Annotated in this window: 21 protein-coding genes; 4 read left to right on the forward strand and 17 right to left on the reverse strand. The window is 40.4% G+C overall.

What is annotated here, in order from left to right; all coding sequences use genetic code 11:
• Window positions 1-46 precede the first annotated feature (46 nt).
• From ACLCEG_RS12530 to orn, 3 genes are all read right to left on the reverse strand, one after another.
• Window positions 47-850, reverse strand: a complete 804-nt coding sequence (locus tag ACLCEG_RS12530) for an enoyl-ACP reductase (RefSeq protein WP_004698737.1) — start codon at window positions 848-850, stop codon at window positions 47-49.
• A gap of 136 nt (window positions 851-986) precedes the next feature.
• Complete coding sequence (locus ACLCEG_RS12535) at window positions 987-1,718, reverse strand: Bax inhibitor-1/YccA family protein (RefSeq protein ID WP_410567743.1); 732 nt, start codon at window positions 1,716-1,718, stop codon at window positions 987-989.
• A gap of 156 nt (window positions 1,719-1,874) precedes the next feature.
• On the reverse strand, window positions 1,875-2,441 hold the full coding sequence (orn, locus tag ACLCEG_RS12540; RefSeq protein WP_000099436.1) for an oligoribonuclease: 567 nt from the start codon (window positions 2,439-2,441) through the stop codon (window positions 1,875-1,877).
• Between the two features lie 125 nt (window positions 2,442-2,566).
• On the opposite strand from orn, the gene rsgA reads away from it, so the two are divergent.
• From rsgA to secB, 4 genes are all read left to right on the forward strand, one after another.
• The gene (gene rsgA, locus ACLCEG_RS12545) at window positions 2,567-3,625 is read left to right on the forward strand and encodes a ribosome small subunit-dependent GTPase A (RefSeq protein WP_004698743.1); all 1,059 of its coding nucleotides are present in this window, start codon (window positions 2,567-2,569) and stop codon (window positions 3,623-3,625) included.
• Between the two features lie 97 nt (window positions 3,626-3,722).
• Complete coding sequence (locus ACLCEG_RS12550; protein ID WP_004698745.1) at window positions 3,723-4,139, forward strand: rhodanese-like domain-containing protein; 417 nt, start codon at window positions 3,723-3,725, stop codon at window positions 4,137-4,139.
• 11 nt (window positions 4,140-4,150) lie between these two features.
• A complete protein-coding gene (gene grxC / locus ACLCEG_RS12555) occupies window positions 4,151-4,408 on the forward strand; it encodes a glutaredoxin 3 (protein WP_002114715.1) in 258 nt (85 codons plus the stop codon).
• A gap of 27 nt (window positions 4,409-4,435) precedes the next feature.
• Window positions 4,436-4,894: a protein-export chaperone SecB gene (gene secB, locus ACLCEG_RS12560; RefSeq protein ID WP_004698753.1), complete on the forward strand. Its 459-nt coding sequence runs from the start codon at window positions 4,436-4,438 to the stop codon at window positions 4,892-4,894.
• Window positions 4,895-4,961: 67 nt separating this feature from the next.
• On the opposite strand, the gene ACLCEG_RS12565 is transcribed toward secB, so the two are convergent.
• The 14 genes from ACLCEG_RS12565 to ACLCEG_RS12630 all read right to left on the reverse strand — a co-directional run bounded on the left by ACLCEG_RS12565 (window position 4,962) and on the right by ACLCEG_RS12630 (window position 19,620).
• On the reverse strand, window positions 4,962-5,618 hold the full coding sequence (locus ACLCEG_RS12565; RefSeq protein WP_410567745.1) for a 4'-phosphopantetheinyl transferase family protein: 657 nt from the start codon (window positions 5,616-5,618) through the stop codon (window positions 4,962-4,964).
• Between the two features lie 112 nt (window positions 5,619-5,730).
• On the reverse strand, window positions 5,731-7,140 hold the full coding sequence (gene der, locus ACLCEG_RS12570; protein ID WP_019458083.1) for a ribosome biogenesis GTPase Der: 1,410 nt from the start codon (window positions 7,138-7,140) through the stop codon (window positions 5,731-5,733).
• Window positions 7,141-7,326: 186 nt separating this feature from the next.
• Complete coding sequence (bamB, locus tag ACLCEG_RS12575) at window positions 7,327-8,472, reverse strand: outer membrane protein assembly factor BamB (protein WP_019458082.1); 1,146 nt, start codon at window positions 8,470-8,472, stop codon at window positions 7,327-7,329.
• Window positions 8,472-9,170 carry a YfgM family protein gene (locus tag ACLCEG_RS12580; protein ID WP_002053293.1) on the reverse strand — a complete coding sequence of 233 codons (699 nt, stop codon included), beginning with the start codon at window positions 9,168-9,170 and terminating at the stop codon, window positions 8,472-8,474. The genes bamB and ACLCEG_RS12580 overlap by 1 nt, the downstream gene beginning before the upstream one ends.
• A gap of 28 nt (window positions 9,171-9,198) precedes the next feature.
• Window positions 9,199-10,491 (reverse strand): histidine--tRNA ligase, encoded by a 1,293-nt coding sequence (hisS, locus tag ACLCEG_RS12585; RefSeq protein ID WP_198071650.1) that lies wholly within the window; start codon window positions 10,489-10,491, stop codon window positions 9,199-9,201.
• On the reverse strand, window positions 10,488-11,603 hold the full coding sequence (gene ispG, locus ACLCEG_RS12590) for a flavodoxin-dependent (E)-4-hydroxy-3-methylbut-2-enyl-diphosphate synthase (RefSeq protein WP_004698760.1): 1,116 nt from the start codon (window positions 11,601-11,603) through the stop codon (window positions 10,488-10,490). The genes hisS and ispG overlap by 4 nt, the downstream gene beginning before the upstream one ends.
• A gap of 21 nt (window positions 11,604-11,624) precedes the next feature.
• Window positions 11,625-12,416, reverse strand: coding sequence for a helix-turn-helix domain-containing protein (locus ACLCEG_RS12595; protein WP_347913974.1), 792 nt, complete (start codon window positions 12,414-12,416; stop codon window positions 11,625-11,627).
• Entirely contained in the window at window positions 12,407-13,207 is an 801-nt protein-coding gene (gene pilW, locus ACLCEG_RS12600) for a type IV pilus biogenesis/stability protein PilW (RefSeq protein WP_004698762.1), read from the reverse strand. The genes ACLCEG_RS12595 and pilW overlap by 10 nt, the downstream gene beginning before the upstream one ends.
• A 15-nt stretch (window positions 13,208-13,222) precedes the next feature.
• Complete coding sequence (gene rlmN / locus ACLCEG_RS12605) at window positions 13,223-14,455, reverse strand: 23S rRNA (adenine(2503)-C(2))-methyltransferase RlmN (RefSeq protein WP_004698763.1); 1,233 nt, start codon at window positions 14,453-14,455, stop codon at window positions 13,223-13,225.
• Window positions 14,456-14,577: 122 nt separating this feature from the next.
• Window positions 14,578-15,009 (reverse strand): nucleoside-diphosphate kinase, encoded by a 432-nt coding sequence (gene ndk / locus ACLCEG_RS12610; RefSeq protein WP_000963851.1) that lies wholly within the window; start codon window positions 15,007-15,009, stop codon window positions 14,578-14,580.
• Window positions 15,010-15,122: 113 nt separating this feature from the next.
• Window positions 15,123-15,323, reverse strand: a complete 201-nt coding sequence (iscX, locus tag ACLCEG_RS12615) for a Fe-S cluster assembly protein IscX (protein ID WP_004698764.1) — start codon at window positions 15,321-15,323, stop codon at window positions 15,123-15,125.
• 99 nt (window positions 15,324-15,422) lie between these two features.
• A complete protein-coding gene (locus ACLCEG_RS12620) occupies window positions 15,423-15,974 on the reverse strand; it encodes a phosphatase PAP2 family protein (protein ID WP_019458079.1) in 552 nt (183 codons plus the stop codon).
• Between the two features lie 24 nt (window positions 15,975-15,998).
• Window positions 15,999-17,297: a glycosyltransferase family 4 protein gene (locus tag ACLCEG_RS12625; RefSeq protein WP_410567917.1), complete on the reverse strand. Its 1,299-nt coding sequence runs from the start codon at window positions 17,295-17,297 to the stop codon at window positions 15,999-16,001.
• 139 nt (window positions 17,298-17,436) lie between these two features.
• Complete coding sequence (locus ACLCEG_RS12630) at window positions 17,437-19,620, reverse strand: carboxy terminal-processing peptidase (RefSeq protein WP_049064187.1); 2,184 nt, start codon at window positions 19,618-19,620, stop codon at window positions 17,437-17,439.
• Between the last annotated feature and the right edge of the window lie 40 nt (window positions 19,621-19,660).

A 19,660-nucleotide genomic window follows, 5' to 3' on the forward strand; every position in this document is an offset into this window, starting at 1 on the left:
AGTCCTTCAACTACGGCTTTTTTTATGTCTGAATAAATTTTAAAACTTATTCATCATCCATCATAGATTGGCTCATACCTACAGTATTGAAACCACCATCTACATATAGAATTTCACCAGTAATACCTGAAGCCCAAGGTGAGCATAGGAATAACGCGGCATTACCTACTTCTTCAATCGTTACGTTACGCTTTAATGGTGCAACTTTTTCGTTAGCATCTAACATTTTACGGAAAGATTTAATACCAGAAGCAGCTAAAGTACGGATTGGACCTGCAGAAATCGCGTTTACACGGATACCATCAACACCTAAGCTTGATGCCAAGTAACGAACACCAGCTTCTAAAGATGCTTTCGCCATACCCATTACATTGTAGTTAGGCATAACGCGCTCAGAACCTTGGTAAGTCAAAGTTAATAAACAACCTTGGCGAGCTTGTAATAAAGGTTTTGCAGCACGTGCCATTGCAACAAAGCTGTATGCGCTAATGTCATGAGCAATTTTAAAACCGTCACGGTCAGTCACGTCAGTGAAGTCACCGTCAAGTGTGTGTGCAGGAGCAAAGCCGATTGAGTGCACAACACCGTCTAGGCCATCCCAATGTTTTGCAAGTTCCGCAAATGCATTATCAATTTCAGCATCAACGGCAACATCACATGGAAACACAAGCTTAGAACCGAATTGCTCAGCAAACTCATCTACACGTTTTTTTAATTTTTCGTTTGGATAAGTAAACGCAAGCTCAGCACCTTCACGGTGTAATGCTTGGGCAATACCAAAAGCAATTGATAATTTACTAGCAACGCCTGCAATCAAAAAGCGCTTACCTGCTAAAAGTCCTTGTGTCATGCCGATCTCACTCAAAACAATTTTCAGCATAATGCCAATATTCAGCAGTTTTCGAAATTGCATAATGCATCTTTTTTCAAAAATCGCACGAAAAAAAATCGCCCCTATAGCGGAGCGACTTTTTATGATCTAAATTTTAGTCATCAGCCAATAAGCCAAGTAGACGTAAGAACGAGATATACATCCAGACCAAAGTTGCAAGCAACGCAATACCACACAACCATTCCATGAATTTTGGAGCACGATATGCTGCGTTAATTTCAATTAAATCAAAATCTAAAATTAAGTTAAGTGAAGCAATCACTGCAACAAATGCAGCAAAACCAATTCCTAACCAGTTACTTTCAAAAATATAAGGAACACTTGAACCAAATGCTAAACGCATAACCATCTGCACGATAAATACAATAAAGATCGCTAAAGATGCAGAGATAACAACTGATTTGAACTTTTCAGTAGCACGGATAATTTGGAACTTATAGAGACCAAACATCACTAAAGTGGTTACGAAGGTTGCCAATAAAGCTTGAAGAGGAACGCCAGGATATTTCAACTGGAAAGTAAATGAAATACCACCTAGAAACGCCCCTTCAAATAAGGCATACGGAATTGCTAATGTTGGCGCAGTTGTTGGTTTAAACGTTGTAATTAAAGCTAAAACCAAGCCACCAATTGCACCCACAATTGAAGCTGCATAAGCAATACCAACATTTGCAGTAAAGGCTGCATAGAAAAATAAAGCGACACCCACTGCGGCAGCAATGATGGTCAACATCACAGATTTTTGAATCGCACCTTGCACGGTCATCGGTTGACTATAGTCACTGACCGTTTCAACGCGAGTCAGTATCGGGTTATTACTTTGCATAAATGCTCTCTTTTTATAATAAATAAACTTAAAACATCATTTTAAGCAAAATGAATATGAAAGCCAAATTAGCCCTTGGCATTATTGTAACAATGTCCTTTAAACAATAAAAAAGGGAGCTTTAGCCCCCTTTTCATTTTTACTTGAACAACGTCATTAATCTTTACCATCAGTATTCATAATGAAAAAGTATTCACGGTAATATTTAAGTTCAGAAATTGAGTCACGAATATCATCCATTGCCAAATGCGATGCATTCTTTTTCAAACCGCTCATGATTTCAGGGCGCCAGCGTTTTGAAAGTTCTTTTACCGTAGATACATCAAGATTACGGTAGTGGAAATACTGCTCAAGTTCAGGCATAAGACGGTGTAAGAAACGGCGATCCTGACAGATCGAGTTACCACACATGGGTGAAACTTTTGGATTCACCCATTTTTTTAGGAATTCTAAAGTTTGTAACTCAGCATCACGGGCGGTCAACTTACTACGACGAACTCGTTCAATTAAACCTGACTGGCCATGCTGGCGAGTGTTCCACTCATCCATTGCATTTAAAATACGATCAGGTTGATGAATAGCCAAAACCGGACCTTCGGCAAGTACATTTAAATGATCATCTGTAATAATTGTTGCGATTTCAATAATCTGGTCGTTGTCGGTATCTAAACCGGTCATTTCCAGATCAATCCAAATTAATCGTGTATTTAAAGTACTGCTCATGTATGTACGTTCTAAAATGCCGTAAAAACATCAATAGTAGCAAATTTCTTGCTTCTGCGCTGTAATTCCATACCAGCTTCGTGCTATTTTTGCGGTCTTCAAACAATGGTTTTTTTGGGATATGAATGGCTCTAATTCGTAAGCGTCGTTTAACTGAGCAACAGCAACGTCGTATTGAAAAACAGCATAAAACTCGCCAAGAAGAAGTCGATACTTCACAAGATCTAGATGGGCTGGTTGTACAGCACTATGGCCGTCAACTTGAAGTACAGGCACTTTCTGTACCCGAGCATCACCCAGAAAAACCTCAAGTTGCCGAAGGCGAACCAGAACCATTTTGGAAACCGATTGAGCTCAAAAGCGTATGGCGTTGCCATACTCGAACTAATCTTGAGTTACTTGTAACTGGTGATCGTGTTAAATGGCAGGCAGACCCAAATACGGGTTTAGGCATTATTACAGCCATTCACCCACGTACTTCACTGCTTACTCGTCCAGATCGCTATCACAAAGTAAAACCTGTGGCAGCCAATATCAGTTTAATCGTTATTGTTTTTGCTCCACTTCCAGAACCAGCACCTACTTTGATTGACCGCTACTTAGTGGCATGTGCAGATGCAAATATTCCTGCTCTTTTAGTGCTGAATAAATCAGATCTACTCACTGAAAACGATCCGATTCTCGACATGCTCAAAGAGTATGAAGATTTAGGTTATGAAAGCATGATTTGTCATTCTAAAGGTGATATTTCAACATTATCTCAACGACTTGATGGTGAAACCGTTGCTTTTGTTGGTCAATCAGGTGTTGGCAAAAGCTCGCTTATTAATGTGCTTATTCCAGATGCCGAGCAGAAAACCAATATCATTTCTGAAAACTCTGCACTTGGCCAACACACCACGACTTCTACGCGCTTAATCAACTTTGGTAAAAATGGTGCCTTAATTGATTCGCCGGGAATTCGTGAGTTTGGGCTTTGGCATCTCGATTTAGAAAAAATTCGTATGGGTTTTCCTGAAATTGAAGCGCATTTAGGTTCGTGTCAGTTCCGTAATTGCACGCATACTCATGAAAAGAATTGTGGCTTAAAGCAGGCCGTTGAAGCAGGTGAAATTTTGCCACGACGCTTAGACAGCTTCTTACGTTTAATCGATGAGATTCAAGAAGCGCAGCAAAAAAACTAATTTTCTACCCCTTTTGCCCTTGAAGTGGTGATTTTGATCACCATCTATATACGCTATACTCTAGGTCAATTTTGTTTTTAATTTTTTTAGGTGACTTGTGGAACGCTGGTTAGAGTTTATGGGGAATCACCCCATTTTGTTTGGTACACTCGGAGTCTTGATCGTATTGTTCTTCATTTTTGAAGGTCAACGTAACGGTCGTAAAATTTCTCCACAGTCGCTTGGTATTTTAGTGAAAGCGAAGAATGCTATTTTAATTGACTTACGCGATAGCAAAGACTTCCGCGAAGGTCACATTAGTGGTAGCCGCAATATTCCTTATAGCCAAATTGCAAGTCATGCTGATGAATTAAAAGCAAGTGACCGTCCATTGGTATTTATTTGCAACCTAGGGCAAGTTGCTGGTAGCGCTTTACAAAAAGTCGCTCACCATGACAGCTATCGCCTCGATGGTGGTATCAGTAACTGGAAAGCTCAAGGCTTACCTCTCGTTAAAAGCAAACCAAAAGCTTAAGGAGAATTGTTATGGCAGCAAATGTCATTGTTTACTCAACTTCTGTATGCCCATATTGCGTTCGCGCGAAACAATTACTTGAGCGTAAAGGTGTTGCTTACAAAGAAGTAAATCTTTCTGTTGAAGCACCAGAAGTACGTGTTGAATTAATGCAACGTACCAATCACCGTACTGTTCCACAAATTTTTATTAATGATCAGTTTATCGGTGGTTTTGACCAACTTTATGCTTTAGAGCGTGAAGGTAAACTCGACGAATTATTGGCTTAACCTCGCATCCATATTAAGGAAAAAACAATGAGCGAAGAACAACAAGTTCAACCACAATTAGCTTTAGAACGTATTTATACAAAAGATATTTCTTTTGAGGTTCCAGGGGCACAAGTTTTTACTAAACAATGGCAACCTGAACTTAACATCAATCTTTCTTCTGCTGCAGAAAAGATTGACCCAACTCACTTTGAAGTATCTTTAAAAGTTGTGGTTGAAGCCAATAATGACAATGAAACAGCGTTCATCGTAGATGTAACTCAATCTGGTATTTTCTTAATCGATAATATCGAAGAAGATCGCTTACCTTACATTTTGGGTGCATACTGCCCGAACATTTTGTTCCCGTTCTTACGTGAAGCTGTAAATGACTTAGTCACTAAGGGTAGCTTCCCTCAATTACTTCTTACTCCTATCAATTTTGATGCAGAGTTCGAAGCAAATATGGAACGTGCTCAAGCTGCTGCCGTTGAAGGTCAAGCTTAATTTATAGCTTGCTCTAAACAAAAAAACCGCGTAATTCGCGGTTTTTTTATATCTACTGTTTCGTTTGTTAGCCATCAAGCGAATGAAGCTGAATAGAAGGAAACTGAAACCCACGGCAAGACTGCTCGGAACGCCATGCGACCGTTAAAATCATGTTACCTAAGATAAAGTTTTGATAAGCAAACGTTCCAATAAGTTCATGCGAACATAATCCACCATGATTGGTAGGATGCGCTTGAGTATTTAAAGTATTTAAATCCAAACGTATACCAAGACCTGAAGCTTTTAAAACAGCTTCTTTAGTCGTCCAAACTTTAAACCAAAACTCTCTATCTTGTTCTAGAGTTTGCCATGTTGCATATTCATCAGCGTGAAAGGCATGTTGTGCCAGACTATCTAAACGTACTTTACGATCAAGTTCTTCAACATCTATACCAATATCTTTAACACGTTCACTTAATGCCAAAGCATAATATTGCTGACTATGCGAATGGTTAAAATGCAAAGTATGATCCAATAAATAAGGTTTGCCATATTCATGTTTTGCAAATTGCAAATCTTTTGGGTTTACACTTAACTTTTGAGCTAATAACTTATTTTTAATGTGCTTTATTTGCTGCTTTTTATAATCATTAAATGTACGAAAGTCGGGAAAGTCTTTTTGTTGTTGTTTTAAAAATGTATCTAGCTTCCCTGTATAGACTTCAATATTTCTCTCAATCATTTTTAAATCCATTCTATCTGGGAGTAAAACTAATATAAAAGTAACAATAACTTATTAAACCATATAATAAAAAGCCCAAAGAATACTTTGGGCTTTTTTACATTCATACAAATTAACGGTTAAATTTCTTTTCCGCTTTCTTGAATTTCTGAATATAACGACGACGACGCGCAGCTGTACGCTCATCAACCTGACTCTTACGACCTTCAAACGGGTTTTCAGAAGTTTTAAAGTCAATACGAACTGGCGTACCTTCAAGTTTATATACTTTACGGAACACGTTCTCTAAGTAACGGCGGTAGTCCGCAGGTGTTTTATCAACCTTGTTACCATGAATCACAATTGTTGGTGGGTTTTGTCCACCCATGTGCGCATAACGCATTTTAATACGTTTTCCGCTAATCATTGGTGGTTGGTGAGCTTCTGTTGCATCACTCAAAATTTGAGTTAATTTCGCTGGTGATACTTTTAAGTTCGCAGACTCATAGGCACGATGAATAGAAGGATATAAATCACCTACCCCTGTTCCATGCAGTGCAGAAATTAAATGAATTTTTGCCCAAGGAATAAAGTCAAAACGACGCTCAACATCAAGCTTACATTGCTTACGGTCATACTCACTCATGTTGTCCCATTTGTTAATGGCGATCACCATGGCACGACCAGCTTCAAGCGCATAGCCAATTAAATGTAAGTCTTGCTCAACAATACCTTCACGTGCATCGACCACAACTACGACTACGTGTGCATCTTTCATTGCCTGTAAAGTTTTAACAATTGAGAACTTCTCAATCATTTCATCAACTTTACCTTTACGACGTACACCCGCTGTATCAATTAAGGTGTATTTACGGCCTTCACGCTCAAACGGAATATAAATAGAATCACGAGTTGTACCCGGTTGGTCAAATGCAACTACACGGTCTTCACCAAGTAAGCGGTTTACCAACGTTGATTTACCCACGTTTGGACGACCAATAATCGCTAAACGTAAGCCAGTATCTTTGTCATGTTCATCTGGGTTTTCATCTTCCGGAACTTCTGCAAGTACATCTTCAAGCATTTGCTGAACGCCACGACCATGGCTCGCTGCAACTTGTAATGGTTCACCCATACCAAGTTTATAGAACTCAACTAAAGCAGCTTCAGCATGAACACCATCTACCTTGTTCGCAACAAGATAAATTTTCTTACCTAAAGTACGAAGTTCACGAGCAATTTGCTCATCAGAAGCTAACAAACCAGCACGCGCATCAACTACAAAAATAATAATATCTGCTTCGTTGATGGCTGTTTTTGACTGCTCGGCCATGTAGTTATCGATACCGCCTTCACTTTCACCGATACCGCCAGTATCAACAACAATGAAAGACTTATTTTGATAAGTCGCATCACCATATTTACGGTCACGAGTCAGACCCGCGAAGTCGGCTACAAGTGCATCACGACTCTTGGTAATCTGGTTAAATAACGTTGATTTTCCGACATTCGGACGACCAATGAGCGCAATAACGGGTTTCATACAATAACCTTAATCAAGACCAGCCATATCTCATGGCATGAGCATTAGAAACAATACAGGAGATATATTTTAAGGTCAGATATGACCATAATAAAAGACGGGGCTTTGAACTGATTTAATTCAAACACCCCGATATTTTTAACAGCGTAATTTGTTAAGCGGCTATTTTAGCACAAGCGAACAAAATTAACGATTCTGCCAAATACTTAAATCGCCTTTTTGGGTCGAAACGTAGAGTTGATTCTCAATAACACGTAATGTATTGACCTCACCACTTGTTTTAGAACGTCCTACCAATTTACCTGTTGCCGGGTCGATCAAGTGTAAAACACCATCCAAATCACCGACTATTAAATTTTGGCCTAACACAACAGGATTACTTAAATGACGATTCAATAAGCTGTCATTTTGCCAAAGCTGCTCGCCTGTCGTTAAATCATAAGCAGTCAGCTTGCCATCAGTTGACGAAACAAATACTTTATTGTCATAAACTTCTGGACGTTTGGTACTGCTTGAATCTTCACTCCAGACTACACGTTGAGAAGCCAAATCAGTCACTGTGACTTGCCCTTGGAAGCTTGTTGTCACCATAAGCTGGCCTGCAACAACTGGATCACCATCAATATCGATCAGGCGTTGAATATCAGAACGACCTTCACTTACCGCAACACGACGTTGGAAACGTGGAATACCGCTAATGATATCAATTGCATAAACATAAGCATTTGCTGAAGCAATTAAAACAGTGCGTGAATCAAGGCTCACTGGCGATGGCTGACCGCGCAGACTAAACTGAACGTTTGGCAATTTGTATGCCCAGACTTGTTGTCCTGATGATGCATCATGAGCAAAAACAGTACCGTCATTTGCAATTGTAATCACACGTCCAGACTGAACTAAAGAAGGACTTAATAATGCACCAGATAATTGTGCAGTCCATTTTTGTTCACCTGTTGCTTGATCTAAAGCAAATAGCTGACCTTTGCTGTTACCCACAACAACAATACCTTCAGCCGCTTCAACACCAGAGCTTAAGCCCAATTTACTTACTTTTTTCTCCCAAAGACGTTGTTTGCCGCGATATGCTGCAACTTCGCCTTTAGGATCAAGTGTAAAGACAACGCCTTCATTAGCGTCAAGTTGTAAACGTAATGGATCTGCCTTATTAGTAGAAGAAACACTGCGTGAAAACACCGGTACTAGAGCCTTTGTCGACTCAGTCAATTTCGGTAGTGGATTTGGTTTTGCTTCTTTTACTTTGTTGCTAGAACATCCCACCAATACAGCTGATGCGATTGCAATTGCCAAAGGCAGTTTGAATTTCTGATTCATTAAGACTCTTCCACCTGTGTTTCCAAAATTGGGCGCTCAATCTGTGGATCTTCAACTAAAACGCCAACACTTTCGAGTTTAATTTGTAAAATTTGTCGCTCTTGTTTACGTTCCAGTAACGAATCCCATGCAGCTTGATACGCTTTTTTAGCAGAATCAATATCTTTCTTCGCAACAAAGATATCACCACGTAACTCTTCTACTGTTGCTTTAAATGCCGGATCGACATTACCAGACAAAGTTTTTAGAGCTTCATCATATTTGTTTTGCGCCAATTGTGCATCTGCTAAACGCAATTTTACAACCTGAATCAGTCCTTCATCTTTTACTTTTGAGTTTTCAACTTTTTTCAAAGCTTTTTCAGCAGCCGCATAATCTTGTTTTTCATATGCAAGCTTTGCCAATACAAATTGAGTTTGTATTGCCTGAACTGAATCAATATCGTCTTTTACAAGTTTATCTGCCGAAGCTGTTATTGAAGCTAAAGCATTTGGATTATCGGCTGTTGCATTTGCCTCATCCATTAACTGCTGTACTTTTGCAGTTTCAGTCTGACTCGTTGCAAGATTTCTTTTTTGCCAATATTCCCACCCAAAAAAGGCAATCAATGCAATGAGAATCCCGCTAATCATGGCAGAACCATATTTTTTGGCGAACGACTTTAAGCTGTCGAATTGTTCTTCATCACTTAAGCTCATGTGATTGTCCTTTTCCAGATGTTTCAGTTTATTTTGTAAATTTTTCAATTAAGAATGGTACGAGTTCAGCTAGTGCAACTTGTGTCTGCTCAGCTGTTGCTAACTCTTTGATCGCAAGCTGCTGTGCTTCCCATTCACGCTCACCTAAAATCATGGCGTAAACAGCCCCAGCCTGATCAGCTTTTTTCATCTGACTCTTCATGCTGCCTTGTGAACCCGTTTTAATGCGAACATTGCTATTCGCTGCTTCTAGCTGATCGCGTAATTGCTCTGCTAAAACCAATGCTTTAGCTTGGTAAGCAGGCTCTGCAACCAAGAACGCTTCACAATCACGTACAGTTTCAGCTTGTTCAACTTGCTCAAGTAGAAGCAATAAACGCTCCATCCCCATTGCAAAACCAACTGCTGGTACAGATTGATCTGCCTTACCTTTCAGCTGACCAACTAAACCATCATAGCGTCCACCTGCACATACTGTGCCTTGCGAACCTAACGATGTTGTTGTCCATTCAAAAACAGTTTTATTGTAGTAATCTAAACCACGTACCAATTTTTGGTTAATTACAAATTTAACACCAGCAGCAGTCAAATAATCTTGTAATTGTTGAAAGTGGCTTAAGCTATCTTCTTTTAAGAAATCATGTAATTTCGGCGCATTTTCCAGAATTTTCTGAGTCGATTCAATTTTAGAATCTAAAATACGTAATGGGTTAGTCGTTAAACGACGCTGTGAATCTTCATCCAAAGCATCTTTATGCTCATTTAAGAACGCAACCAAAGCATTACGATATTCTGTACGCTCATCTGTTTCACCTAACGTATTCAACTCAAGCTGAACCATGTGATTAACGCCCATGCGTTTCCACAAACGAGCTGTCAACAGAATCAATTCAGCATCAATATCAGGAGTTGCCACACCAAAAGTTTCAACACCGAACTGGTGGAACTGACGGTAACGGCCTTTTTGTGGTTTTTCATAACGGAACATAGGTCCCATATACCACACACGCGGCGTAGCACCACGCAATAAGTTATGTTCAACCAACGCACGTACACAACCCGCTGTCCCTTCTGGACGCAAAGTTAATGATTCAGGTGGGTTTCCTTTATCGAAGAATGTGTACATTTCTTTTTCAACGATATCGGTTGCATCACCAATAGCACGTTTAAACAGTCCCGTTTGTTCAACGATCGGCAAACGAATTTGTTGGTAACCATAAGCATCCATTAACGATGCTAAATGCTGCTCGAGACGTCTCCACGCTGATGTTTGCGTTGGTAAGACGTCATTAAAACCTTTGATTGCGACTATTGAACTCATGATGAACTACGAATAATTTCTTTAGATTTAGCTTCTTCAAGCTCTTGAACACGTTGACGAACCATTGTTTCGATTTCATCAACCAATTGATCGGTATCGATTAAATGGCTTTTCTCACCATTACGATAAACCAGTGAGCGAGGCGCAGCCCCAACAACCCCGATATCCGCTTCTTTTGCTTCACCCGGGCCATTTACCTTACAACCAATCACTGACACATCCATTGGCGTACGGATATCTTCTAAACGCTCTTCTAAGGCTTGCATCACCTGAATCACGTTAAACTCTTGACGAGAACAACTTGGACAAGCAATAAAGTTAATCCCGTTAGAACGTAGACCAAGCGATTTTAAGATATCAAAACCAATCTTAATTTCGTCTTCAGGTTCAGCAGCAAGCGAAATACGCATGGTATCGCCAATGCCTTCCATCAATAACCCGCCAAGAGCAATCGCTGATTTCACAGTACCTGTACGATAAATACCAGCCTCGGTTACACCTAAGTGCAATGGATTATCAATTTGTTGAGAAAGCAAACGATAAGCATCCATGGTCAAAAATACATTTGATGCTTTTACGCTGACTTTAAACTCATGGAAATCTAGACGGTCTAAAATATCAATATGACGTAAAGCTGACTCAAGTAATGCCTGCCCTGTAGGTTCGCCATATTTTTTCTGTAAATCTTTTTCTAGAGAACCCGCATTCACACCAATACGCATAGAAATGCCGTGATGACGTGCAGCAGCAACAACTTCACGAACTTTCTGGTCTGAACCGATATTACCTGGGTTAATACGCAAACAGTCTGCACCATAGTCTGCAACTGCCAAAGCAATTCTATGGTCAAAGTGAATATCAGCCACTAGTGGAACTGAAACACGTTTACGGATTGCACCAAAAGCCTCAGCTGCTTCCATAGAAGGAACTGAAACACGCATAATATCTGCACCTGCGTCAACACAACGCTCAATCTGAGCCACAGTTGCATCGACATCGCAAGTTTCGGTATTTGTCATACTTTGCACACTAATAGGTGCATCGCCACCGACATAGACCGAACCAACACGAATTTTACGTGTTGGTCGACGTTTAATTGGGTTCTCTATCATTGTATCGCTCAACTCATGGTATTAGCGGGATAAACGGAATTCAGCTTTACCGTTTACCGTATATGGAGACAATGAAATCTGTTCTTGGTTTAGACTTAATGACACAGCTGTTGCATCATCAAGACGAATCTGGAATGGAGACTCACCATTTAAGGTTAAAGTCGATGCCTGACGACCTGTCGCTAAAACCTTACCTGTTGCATCTACAATATGAACAGAAGTTGGACGGTTAAAGTTTAACACCAATTGATCGCCCGCTGTTGCAGAGCCATTTCCTTTCATAGGTAAAACTTCAACGTTAGACTGATTTGCTTTTGGCACCTCAGTCTCGCCTTTGTTTGAAGTCCATTTTTGAACGCCCATCACGATCAATGACACTACAGCAATAATCAAAATCGCAAGCAATCCACGCTTTAACCATTTTTTATTACGATCACTATTAGAACCCGGTAATTTACCCATGATTTTAATTGGTGAGTTGTTTAAAGCATGATTTGGCAAAAGGCCTGTATCATTTGCATAAATCTCATCAAAACGCTGAATAATTGCAGTTGCATCAGCATTTAAATATTTTGCATAAGAACGATAATAACCTTTGATAAAAGTTGCTTCTGGCAAAGATTTATAATCGTCTTGCTCTAACGCACTTAGCGTTTTCAACGGCATATTTAAGTCTGAAGATACTTGCTCTAATTCTTTTTTCTGAGAAACACGAATTTGACGTAAATACTCACCAGGACGTTGAATATTTCCTAAAGCAGAAGTCGGTAAGCTTGAGCCAGTTGGCTGCTGTGAATTAGGATTTATTTCCATACGGCCTCAGTACTATACTGTAATTGCAAATAACGTTGATATTCTGGACTTTCCGGGAATAAAGCACGTAATTGATTTACTAAAACTTGCATTCCCATTTTATCCGCATTGGCTCGAGCCACTCTTAAACCAATCCAAAGTGCGCGAGCACCCTGATTTTTCTGCCCCACTGTACGAACATATTGCTCATACATTTGTGTAGCAGCCGGAATCTGCTGCTGCAAATAAAAAATTTCTGCTAACTCTAACATTGAAATGTAAGAGTCACGGTTAGCAAGGAGCGCTTGTTTGAATGTTTTTTCAGCACTCGCAATATCACCCAATTTTAAATAAATCCGCCCCAGATTTTCTAAGGCTTGGTAACGTTGGTCATAACCTAATGTTGCACCAGCAATACGGAACTGCTCGACGGCATCATTATAACGTTCCATTTGGTACAAATACGTACCATAATTATTACGCGCCTGAGCATTATCCGGCTCAGAAGAAATTGCACGTTTAAAATAGTGTTCTGCTTTTTCTAAATTGGGTTTACTGCCTTCTTGTTGCAATAAAATACCCATCATCATATTTGCCGTTGCGTCACGACTCTCGATACTTAGAGCTTGGTCGAGGGAACGTTTTGCTGAGTCCAAGTCACCAGAACGAATGTATTCTGCAGCAAGCTGCGTACGCACCTTAACTGCTTTTTCTGGGTCCTTTTTTAGTGTTGGCGACGTCTGACAACCACTTGCCAGAAATGCAACTGCAACCCCCATACATAACATGATCTTTAACTTCGGAGTACTCAAAGTCTTCCCTCAACTTTATCCTTGTGTACGTAAAATCTCTTGACGCTGTGTCACTTTTTTCTGCCATTGTTCAGCACGGCGGGTTCTATCAGCCACTTGACCCACTAACTGTCCACATGCAGCGTCAATATCATCACCACGTGTTTGACGAATCGTACACACAAATCCGGCATCAGACAAAGTTTTTTGGAACGAGATAATACGATTTCGACTTGAGCGGCCATATGGCGCGTGCGGGAATGGGTTAAATGGAATCAAGTTAATTTTACTTGGTAAATTTTTTAATAATTTAATCATTTGCTGTGCATGTTCAGGCTGATCATTCACGCCTTCTAACATCACATATTCAATGGTCACATGTTTACGCGTACTTTCATTACCATCTTTGGCAATATAGCGCTGACATGCTGCAATCAACTGAGCCAATGGATATTTTTTATTAATAGGCACAAGTTCATTACGCAACTCATCGTTTGGTGCATGTAAAGAAATTGCTAATGCAACATCAATATCTTGCGCAAGTTGGTCAATTTTCGGTACAACGCCTGAAGTTGATAAGGTCACACGACGTTTTGACATACCATAAGCAAAGTCATCAAGCATAATCTGCATTGAGCTTAATACGGCATCATAGTTGAGCAAAGGCTCACCCATACCCATCATCACGACATTGGTCACTGAACGCTCACGATCAGCAACAGGCACTTCTTCCATATAAGAATAGTTTGCCATCCAGAGTTGCCCAATAATTTCATCTGGCGTTAAATCACGTTGGAAACCTTGCTTACCTGTTGAACAAAATGAGCAGTCCAATGCACAGCCTACTTGTGATGAAATACACAAAGTTTTGCGTAAGCCTGTTTTATCTTCGGCAGGAATTAATACAGTTTCAACTAAAGAACCTGCCCCCTCACCTACGCGAAACACCCATTTACGTGTGCCATCTTTTGAATAGTGACGATGCACAACCTCAGGAGCTTTAATCTCACAAATTTGTTCAAGTTTTGCACGTAACTTTCCTGAAATATTCGTCATTTCAGCAAAATCAGTAACAAAGTACTGATGAATCCATTTCATGACCTGTCCGGCACGAAACTTTTTCTCACCAATATCTTCAAAGAATTTTTCTAATTGCGCGCGTGACATGCCGAGTAAATTCACTTTTTCGGCAGCAGGCGATGCTGGCGTGGACGAAGATTGCTGCTGTCCATCAAGATTTTCAGATGAAACGACCACTGCAGAACTCATGTGTATTTACCTAAACCATGTCAAAAACAGAAGATATTGTTCAAGAATCAGACAATATGCTCTTGAGAGAATAAAAAAACCAGATAAGTAGTATACCACTTATCTGGTTTGAATGCTTTCGATTAACGAGTGCGTGGGCAGATCTCGTTGTCAGCAAAGAAGTAAGCAATTTCACGCTCTGCAGAAGCAACTGAGTCAGAACCGTGAGCAGCGTTTTCGTCGATGCTTACAGCGAAATCAGCACGGATAGTACCAGGAGCCGCTTCTTTAGGGTTTGTAGCGCCTAAAATTTCACGGTGAGCAAGAACTGCGTTTTCGCCTTCAAGAACAGATACTACAACTGGACCAGAAGTCATGAATGCAACTAAGTCACCAAAGAAACCGCGTTCTTTGTGCTCTGCATAGAAACCTTCAGCATCAGCTTGAGAAAGGTGTTTCATTTTAGTCGCAACAATTTTTAAACCCGCTTTTTCGAAACGAGCAAAAATTTCACCGATGTGGTTTTTAGACACAGCATCAGGCTTTACGATAGACAAAGTACGTTCAATAGCCATGAGTGGCTCCTTTATTTTAAGATTTAAACTTTAAAAAATTTGCAGCATTATACCGATGTCATAGGTAATAATCAGCTTTGAATGTGTAAAAGTTGCGATTTTTTCTACTGTTTTTAGCGAACTTCGTCTATCCAAGCCATTTGGATACCTTCTAACAATCCTTCGGTTGATTTATTTGGGTCATCACTGAAGTCTGGTAATGCACATACCCATGCATGTAAATCGGTAAAACGGATCCATTGCGGATCAACTTCTGGATGTGCTTCTGACAATTCAATGGCAATATCAATCGTATCTGTCCAACGTAAGCCCATAGCGGCTCCTATCTGTTTAATCTGCTAAATCACGAACTGCGTACTTTAGCAAATCCGCAAACCTAATCGATAGCTTAAGCTGATAAAAATTACTGTTCGTTATAAAGCAATGTTTAATAATGGCGCTACAAATATAATGATGCTTGCCACTGATGCGCCAATAAGAGCTCCCACAATCACATCACTTGGATAATGAAGTCCAAGCACCATACGAGACAAAGCAACAAGTACCATGAACGGTAACATAGCGGCTAGCAACACAGGTTGGATATACCCCAACACAATTGTCACCATCACTGCATGCAACGTATGACCTGATGGAAAACTAAAGTGATCAAGTGGTCTTTCACCAAGCACAATCACCTGATGTACTTGATAAGGACGTGGACGCGTCGTTTTATGTTTTAGAAATTTATAAATTGCCGTTCCTATTGAGCCGCCAATTAACAAATAGATAATTTGCAAACTGTAGGTAATGCCATGCATTCCCCATACAATTGCTAGCATGAGGTACCAAAATGGCCCATCGCCCGCACGGCTAATAATTTTGAAGAATAAAGCCACACGTTGTGAGTGAGAAAAATGATTGAGATATAAACAGCCTCTCAAATCGAGATCGAGTATTTTTATTTTTGCATTCTTTAATTTCATGGTCGTTCTCCTATTTTAGGATACTTAGGTGAAGTCCACCGAGGATTCCTTCACTACCTGATAAAATGCCTGTTCTAATTGCTGTACCGGAAGTTGCCAACCGCTTTGCTGTACTTTACGACAGGCTTGTATGCCCATTTCTCTAAGTTGTTGTACTGAAGGGAGTTGATAAATTTGTTGTATAAAATGGTCTTTCTGTCCAAGTGGACTTAACCAGCCACTTACGTTATGGACTAAATATTGATGTGCACAAGCATAATCATACGCGATAACTGGCAAACCGCTTGCCATTGCCTCTAAAACTACGTTACCAAACGTTTCAACTTGACTGGCAAATACAAATACATCTGCGCTTGCATAGGCAGTCGCCAACTCTTGTCCACGCAAACTACCGGTAAAAACTACATTTCTCGCTTCTGGCAGTGCTTTTAATCGAGCAAGATCTGGGCCATCTCCTACTACCACCAGTTTAGTTTTATGTTGCGACATGTTTTGCATGGCTGCATAACTTTCAACAATCAATTGCACTTCTTTTTCTGGTGATAAACGCCCTACATACAGCATGACACGAGTATCGGCATCGATACCCCATTGCTGGCGTAAGCTTTCTGAGCGATGCTTTGGCGAAAAGCGCGTGGTATCTACCCCTCGTCCAACCACAATAAGTGGACAGGTAATACCAAAACCACGTAAGGCTTCCTCTGTATCTTTACTCGGCACACAGGTCACTTGAGTATTATTATGAAACCAGCAAAGGTATTTTTGGATTGGCTTAACCAAGAAAGCCAAATCAAAGAATCGACTAAAATCTTGAAATGGTGAATGGAAGCCACTAGAAACTGGAATATCTTTTGCCTTGGCAGCTTGCATGGCAGTTAAGCCCAAAGGCCCTTCCGTCACAATGTGTACAACATCAGGCACAAACTTTTCAAAAGCTTTTGAAACTTTTAAATATTGAGGCCAGCCAAATTGCAAAGTTGGATATTTGGGTATGGCTTGTGACATGACCAGACATTCTTGCTCTGGCAAAAAATCATGACACTTGGCTTTTTGTTCTGGTCGAACCAGTAAAATTTTATGACCTTGTTTTTGTAGACCTTGACATAACTGTAATAACGAGAGTGCTACACCATTAATCTCTGGTGGCCATGTCTCTGTCACAATCGCAATTTTTAAACGTGGACGGACTAAATCATGGAGTTGATGCAACCCCTGAGTATTAGACCACTGCTGTTTTTGTTTGAAATGGAATTGGAAGCTTTCAGGAAGTTGCTGTTGTTTTAATAGTGCTGTCGCGAATGAGCCTTGCATAGCGCCATCCATCAATGTATTTATTTTCATGCTTAAAGATTAAGCAGCTTTCTTGACACTTTGATGATAAATGCATGACAGTTTACTGACATCAAAAATTAAAAAAGCACGCTGAGAACAGCGTGCTTTTTCGTAAAACAGACAAAAGAACTTAACGGTTTTGCAATTTTGCATAGTCCATAAGTACATTTGCTGCTTCATTCACAAATGTTTCTTCTTCTGGTAACGCAGGACGTTGGTTAGCTTTCATTTTCGCGCGAGATTCAGCTAGAGCATCTAGTGAAGCTTGGTAGCTTTCCCAGTTCGCAAAAGGCTTTTGACCTGTTGCTGCACGACGTTCATTTTCAGCATCTAAAGTTTGCTTTTCTAAACCAAGAAGCTCAGCACGGCGCTTATCAATATCAAGTACAACTTGCTTTTGGTCACTCGTAACCTTCGCAATAGTCGTACGTTTATTTAAATATTTAAACTGTGGGTCAACTGCTACACGCTGTTCTGAAAGTTGAGACAACTTCGCAACATACGGTTGAACAGAACCTTCACGTTTAAACGGCGCAGTCGGGATCGTATCCCACTTCAACGCATTCTTCGATTTACGCTCACCAAACTCTTCGTTATAGATGTCGACAAGCTTAATATCTGGCACTACACCTTTGTTTTGCGTACTACCACCAGTAACACGGTAGAATTTACGTTGCGTTAAAGTCGCTTGACCGTATGCCAAAGTATCAAGTTGAACTTGAGCTGTACCTTTACCTGTGGTTGTACTACCAATGATAATGCCACGCTCATAGTCTTGAATTGCTGCAGAGTAAATCTCACTTGCAGACGCTGATGCTAAGTTCACCAATACAGCAAGTGGACCTGTATAGATTTGCTGACCGCCATCGTTGTCTTCAAATACACTGACATTACCATTGCCGTCGCGAATTTGCACAACCGGACCTGACTTAATGACCTGTCCAAGCATACGTGCAACTTCTTCTAATGAACCACCCGGGTCATTACGCAAGTCAATAATAATACCTTCTACTTTCTTAGCTTTTAATGCCTCAAACGCATTTGCAGTGTCTTCAGAAACCGAACGATATTGCTGACCAGCTCGACGTGAACGATAGTCAAAATAGAACGATGGGATTTCAATTACACCTAGTAGGTGCTTTTTACCATCACGTGTTACTTCAACGGTACGTGAACGAACACCAGCATCTTCTTCTTGAATAACATCACGCACTAAAGTCACATTACGCGCCTGACTCATTGACGCACCAGCACCAAGAAGCTTAAGCGTTACTTTAGTGCCACGTTTACCACGAATAAGCCCAACAATTTCCGAACTTGACCAACCCACCACATCGATCATTTTACCGCCCTCTTGAGCGACTCCAACGATTCGGTCTCCTGATTTCACTTGACCAGACTTACTTGCAGGACCACCTTCTACAATGGTTTCAATCTTGGTGTAATCTTCATTGCCACGCTCTGGACGAATCGACACCCCAATCCCTTCAAGCTGTAAGGTTGTTTGGCGATTCAGTTCAATCGCATCAATTGGCGGATAATAGTTACTGTGAGGATCATAAGTCGCTAGCATTGCGTTTAATGTTTTATCTAAAACATCGTCGCTTTTTACACGACTAATTCTTTCAAGCTGACGTGTATAACGCTTAGTCAAAGTCTGCGCTGGTGTTAAATCTTCTGGGCCTGTTAAGTCTTGACCATCAGCAAGTGACGGATTTTCTTTAAGCGCCTTTTGTTTTGCTTGTTCCTCTTCACGGCTAATCGTCAAATTGATTAACTGTGATACCAGCATTTTACGCCAGTGATTTTGCTGCTCAGCCGTTGTTTTAAAATACGGCGCTTTTTCGCGATCTACTTCAATATAGCTATTTGGCTGTTTTAAATTTTGTGGTTGTTTTAACTCAGCCAGCATGAACTCGTAAAATTGTTTTAAGCGTTCACGATATTGCTGGTGAATTGCAAACGGTCCAGTTAAGTTCCCCGCTTTTAATGAAGCACCAAAATTTGAACCATAGAGTTTTTTATAATTTTGAACTTCAGCGTCTAAAAATAATGAGTGATCTGGATCAAGACTGTCTAAGTACATATCGAGAATACGATTAGATGTATTCGCATCTAGTCGCATATTTAAATAATGTTGGCGATCAACTAAAGTTGCCAGTTGACGAGCCACCAAGGCCTGCTCTTGCGTTGGCTGGATCGATTGAGAAACAGCAGCAGTATTAGTTGCTGCTCTTGCTTCGTTCATCGTATGAGAGAAGAATAAACCGCCAGTCGCGATTGCTACTGCACAAGCTATAGTTTGAAGTTTCATAAATTCTTAATACTTCCTTGGGTGTTCGTATCTTACACGC

The sequence above is a fragment of the Acinetobacter sp. H1(2024) genome (assembly GCF_046557555.1).
Taxonomy (GTDB): Bacteria; Pseudomonadota; Gammaproteobacteria; order Pseudomonadales; family Moraxellaceae; genus Acinetobacter; species Acinetobacter seifertii.